General features: G+C 61.0%; 4 protein-coding genes. 3 read left to right on the top strand and 1 reads right to left on the bottom strand.

Annotated elements, in window-relative coordinates:
- Positions 1 to 377: 377 nt before the first annotated feature.
- Complete coding sequence (locus ACT84W_RS09475; RefSeq protein ID WP_444329021.1) at positions 378 to 953, bottom strand: GMP synthase (glutamine-hydrolyzing); 576 nt, start codon at positions 951 to 953, stop codon at positions 378 to 380.
- Between the two features lie 65 nt (positions 954 to 1,018).
- Between ACT84W_RS09475 and ACT84W_RS09470 the strand changes: the two genes are divergently transcribed.
- From ACT84W_RS09470 to ACT84W_RS09460, 3 genes are all read left to right on the top strand, one after another.
- A complete protein-coding gene (locus tag ACT84W_RS09470; protein WP_444329019.1) occupies positions 1,019 to 1,711 on the top strand; it encodes a transglutaminase-like domain-containing protein in 693 nt (230 codons plus the stop codon).
- 39 nt (positions 1,712 to 1,750) lie between these two features.
- A complete protein-coding gene (locus tag ACT84W_RS09465; RefSeq protein ID WP_444329018.1) occupies positions 1,751 to 3,748 on the top strand; it encodes a DNA gyrase/topoisomerase IV subunit B in 1,998 nt (665 codons plus the stop codon).
- 90 nt (positions 3,749 to 3,838) lie between these two features.
- The coding region (locus ACT84W_RS09460) for a DNA gyrase subunit A (protein WP_444329017.1) at positions 3,839 to 4,134 on the top strand (296 nt) is incomplete at its 3' end.

The raw sequence follows: 4,134 nt of genomic DNA, 5'->3' as shown, positions 1-4,134 counted from the left end.
GCTCGTTCAGGACGCGGGCGGCGACGCTTGGCCCGCGCTCTAGGATACCGTCTGCGACGCGGCGCGCCGGCGGCGGCGACTCCCCACGAGTTGTGAAGGCTTCACAACCGACAAAGTCCCCGGCGCAGCCACCCCCTCGCAGGTTGTGAAGGCTTCACAACTAAATCAACCATTTAACTACGCGTTTACCTGCCATTTTGCGGAGACACAATCACGCTTTTCAGCCTGTCTGATTTGGCAGTCATTTTTGCCTGGCTGAAATACGCGACGCGAACAGGGGACGTGGCACTGTTCAAACGATCTCGCACAATAACACAAGTAAAAAGAGGCGCCCTGCAAAAGCAAGGCGTCTCGAATAGACAATTCGTTGTTTCCTTCTACTCCCACTCGACCGTGCCGACGGGCTTTGGGGTCAGGTCGTAGCAGACGCGGCAGATGCCGGGAACCTCGGCGGTGACGCGCGCCGTGATGCGCTTGGGCAGCGCCCAGTCGAGCTCGGGCACCTCGGCGGTCATGACGTCGACGGTGTTGATGCAGCGGATGATGCAGGGCCAGTCGTAGGCGCGCTTGCCCTCGCGGACGCCGGTCGCGCGGAAATCAGGCACGACGGCGAAGTACTGCCAGATGGTGAGGCCGACCTTGCGCGCCTCCTCCTCGAACACGCGGATGAACTCGGCGCCGATGATCTTGCGCTTGGCCTCGGGCTCGTCAACGTCAACGAGCTTGTCGAGGAAGCGGTCGGTGGCGTCCACGTAGACGAGGTTCGCGTCCATCTGGTTCTCAAAGACGTCGACGACCTGCTCGCTCTCGCCCTTGCGCATAAGGCCGTGGTTCACGTGCACGCAGATGAGCTGCTTGCCGATGGCCTTGATAAGAAGTGCCGCGACGACGGAGCTGTCGACGCCGCCGGGAAGCGCCAGCAGGACCTTCTTGTCGCCTACCTGCTCGCGGATTGCATCAACTTGCTCGGCAATGAACGCCTAGGCAAGCTCGGGGGTGGAAGAGAAGGGCACGCAAGATGGATCGATACCTGAGGGAAACGCCAATACGCGACTACGGCAGTGCCCCCATCCAGGCGCTGATTCACGAGCGCGGCTGGAGCGAGCTTCCCGAGTTCGAACGCGCACGTGCCATCTACTACTTCGTACGCGACGAGATCCTGTTTGGCTATAACGCCGATGACGGCATTCCCGCGTCGCGCGTCCTCGCCGACGGCTTTGGCCAGTGCAACACCAAGGGGACGCTCTTCATGGCACTGTTGCGCTCTTGCGGCATCCCCTGCCGGGTTCACGGCTTTTTGATTGACAAGAAGCTGCAGAAAGGCGCCATGACCGGCATCGTCTATTACAGCGCACCGCAAGAAATCCTGCACAATTGGGTCGAGGTCCTTCTTGACGGGCGTTGGTACGAACTTGAGGGGTTCATCCTCGATAAAGGCTATCTGGGAAACCTGCAAGCGGCCCATCCGGAATGCACCGGCGCGTTTTGCGGCTACGGCGTCGCCGTCAAGGACTTCCAGCACCCAGTGGTCGACTTCGACCGCAACGACACCTACATCCAAAGCGAAGGCATCACCCGCGACCTTGGAATCTATGACTGCCCGGACGACCTGCTGCAAGAGCATAGCCAGGCCATGTCCGCGCGTCCCCTGTTCACGCGCGTTTGGATTTCGTGTTGGCGTGGCCAGGGCTATGCTAACTTGACTATCTGAACGATTGAGGCGCAGGAGAGGGAACACCGAAAAGCAACCATGGCAAAGAACACCGCGAACTATGGTAACGACAGCATCAGACAGCTCAAGGACGAGGAGCGCGTCCGACTACGCCCCGCCGTCATCTTCGGCTCGGACGGTCTCGACGGCTGCGCGCACGCCGCCTTCGAGATCCTGTCCAACGCCGTCGACGAGGCCCGCCAGGGCTACGGCAAGCTGATCACCCTCACGGCCTTTTCCGACGGCTCCATCCAGGTTGAGGACAACGGCCGTGGCTGCCCGCTGGACTGGAACCCCACCGAGAAGCGCTTCAACTGGGAGCTCGTCTTCTGCGAGCTCTACGCCGGCGGCAAGTACGACAACAACGGAAGCGGCGACTACGACTACTCGCTCGGCACCAACGGCCTAGGCTCCTGCGCGACCCAGTACGCCTCCGAGTACATGGACGTCACGGTCTGGCGCGACGGAAACAAATACTCCCTGCATTTCAAGAAGGGCAAGGTCGTAGGCGCGAAGAAAAAAGCGCTGCAGATAGAGCCCTCAGACGAGGACCGCACCGGCACCACCATCAAGTGGCGCCCCGACCTCGAGGTCTTCACCTCGATCGACATCCCCGACGAGTGGTACCGCGAGACCATGCGTCGCCAGGCTGTGGTCAACGCCAACGTGACCTTCCGCCTGCGCATCGAGGGCGAGGACGGCGAGTTTTCTGAGGAGGACTTCTGCTATCCCAAGGGCATCGAGGACTACGTGCTCGAGAAGGTCGGCGCGAATTACCTCACCGAGCCCTTCTTTGTAGAGGCGGACCGCCGCGGCCGCGACCGCGAGGACCTGCCCGACTACAACGTCAAGATCACCGCCTGCATGTGCTTCTCCCGTACCTTCCAAATGCAGGAGTACTACCACAACTCTTCTTGGCTCGAGAACGGTGGCTCGCCCGAGAAGGCGGCCCGCAGCGCCTTCACCAGCGCGATCGATGCCTACATCAAGTCCCAGGGCAAGTACAACAAGAACGAGACCTCCATCAAGTGGCAGGACGTCCAGGACTGCCTGGTGCTCGTGACCAACTGTTTCTCCACCCAGACCTCCTACGAGAACCAGACCAAGAAGGCCATCAACAACCGCTTCATCCAGCAGGCCATGACCGCGTTCTTCAAGGAGCGCCTCTCGACGTACCTCATCGAGAACAAGGACGCCGCGAACAAGATCATGGAGCAGGTCCTCATCAACAAGCGCTCCCGCGAGAACGCCGAGAAGACCCGCCAGAGCATCAAGACCAACCTGCAGCAGAAGACCGACATGGCCAACCGCGTGCAGAAGTTCATCGACTGCCGTTCCAAGGACAAGACCCTCCGCGAGGTCTACATCGTGGAGGGCGACTCGGCTGCGGGCGCCATCCGCACCTCGCGCGACGCCGAGTTCCAGGGCGTCATGCCGGTCCGCGGCAAGATCCTGAACTGCCTGAAGGAGGACTACCCGCGCATCTTCAAGTCCGAGATCATCATGGACCTGCTGCGCGTGCTCGGCTGCGGCGTCGAGGTCAAGGACAAGCGCATGAAGAACCTCGGCTCCTTCGACCTAAACAATCTCAACTGGAGCAAGGTCATCATCTGCACGGACGCCGACGTCGACGGCTACCACATCCGCGCGCTGATCCTCACCATGCTCTACCGCCTGGTCCCCACGCTCATCGACGAGGGCTACGTCTACATCGCCGAGTCGCCGCTCTACGAGATCAACTGCAAAGAGAAGACCTACTTCGCCTACACCGACCTCGAGAAGAACGGCATCCTGAAGGAGATCGGCGACCAGAAGTGCTCCATCAACCGGTCAAAGGGTCTGGGCGAGAACGACCCGGACATGATGTGGCTCACCACCATGAACCCCGAGACCCGCCGCCTGATCAAGGTGGAGCCCGAGGACGTGACAAAGATGGAGACCATGTTCAACCTGCTGTTGGGCAACGACGACGAGGGCCGCAAGCGCCACATCGCTGAGCACGGCAAGGAGTACCTGGACCAGCTCGACCTGCAGTAGCGCATGCTCCCGCGCCGGACGGGAACCCCAGCGCGGCGCGGCCTCCCCCTCCCCAAAGAATCGATCCGACGCACGTATACAGAGGAAATCGTGGCAAAGAAAAAGACCAAAGCTCAGCCCAAAAAGAAGCACGTGAACGACGAGAACGTCATCGGACTGCACTCCGAGGTGACCGAGCAGCCCATCACCCAGACGCTCGAGGTCAACTACATGCCCTACGCCATGAGCGTCAACGTCTCGCGCGCGTTCCCCGAGATCGACGGCTTCAAGCCCTCGCACCGCAAGCTGCTCTACACCATGTACAAGATGGGCCTGCTCAAGGGCGAGCGCCAGAAGAGCGCCAACATCGTGGGCCAGACCATGAAGCTCAACCCCCACGGCGACGC

Source organism: Paratractidigestivibacter sp. (genome assembly GCF_052362415.1).
Taxonomy (GTDB): domain Bacteria; phylum Actinomycetota; class Coriobacteriia; order Coriobacteriales; family Atopobiaceae; genus Paratractidigestivibacter.
This window is presented reverse-complemented; position numbering and strand designations above follow the sequence as displayed.

What these genes read in the sequence shown, in the direction of transcription:
- ACT84W_RS09465 (WP_444329018.1), top strand. Translation starts at nt 1,751, where the DNA reads ATGGCAAAGAACACCGCGAACTATGGTAACGACAGCATCAGACAGCTC.
- ACT84W_RS09470 (WP_444329019.1), top strand. Translation starts at nt 1,019, where the DNA reads ATGGATCGATACCTGAGGGAAACGCCAATACGCGACTACGGCAGTGCC.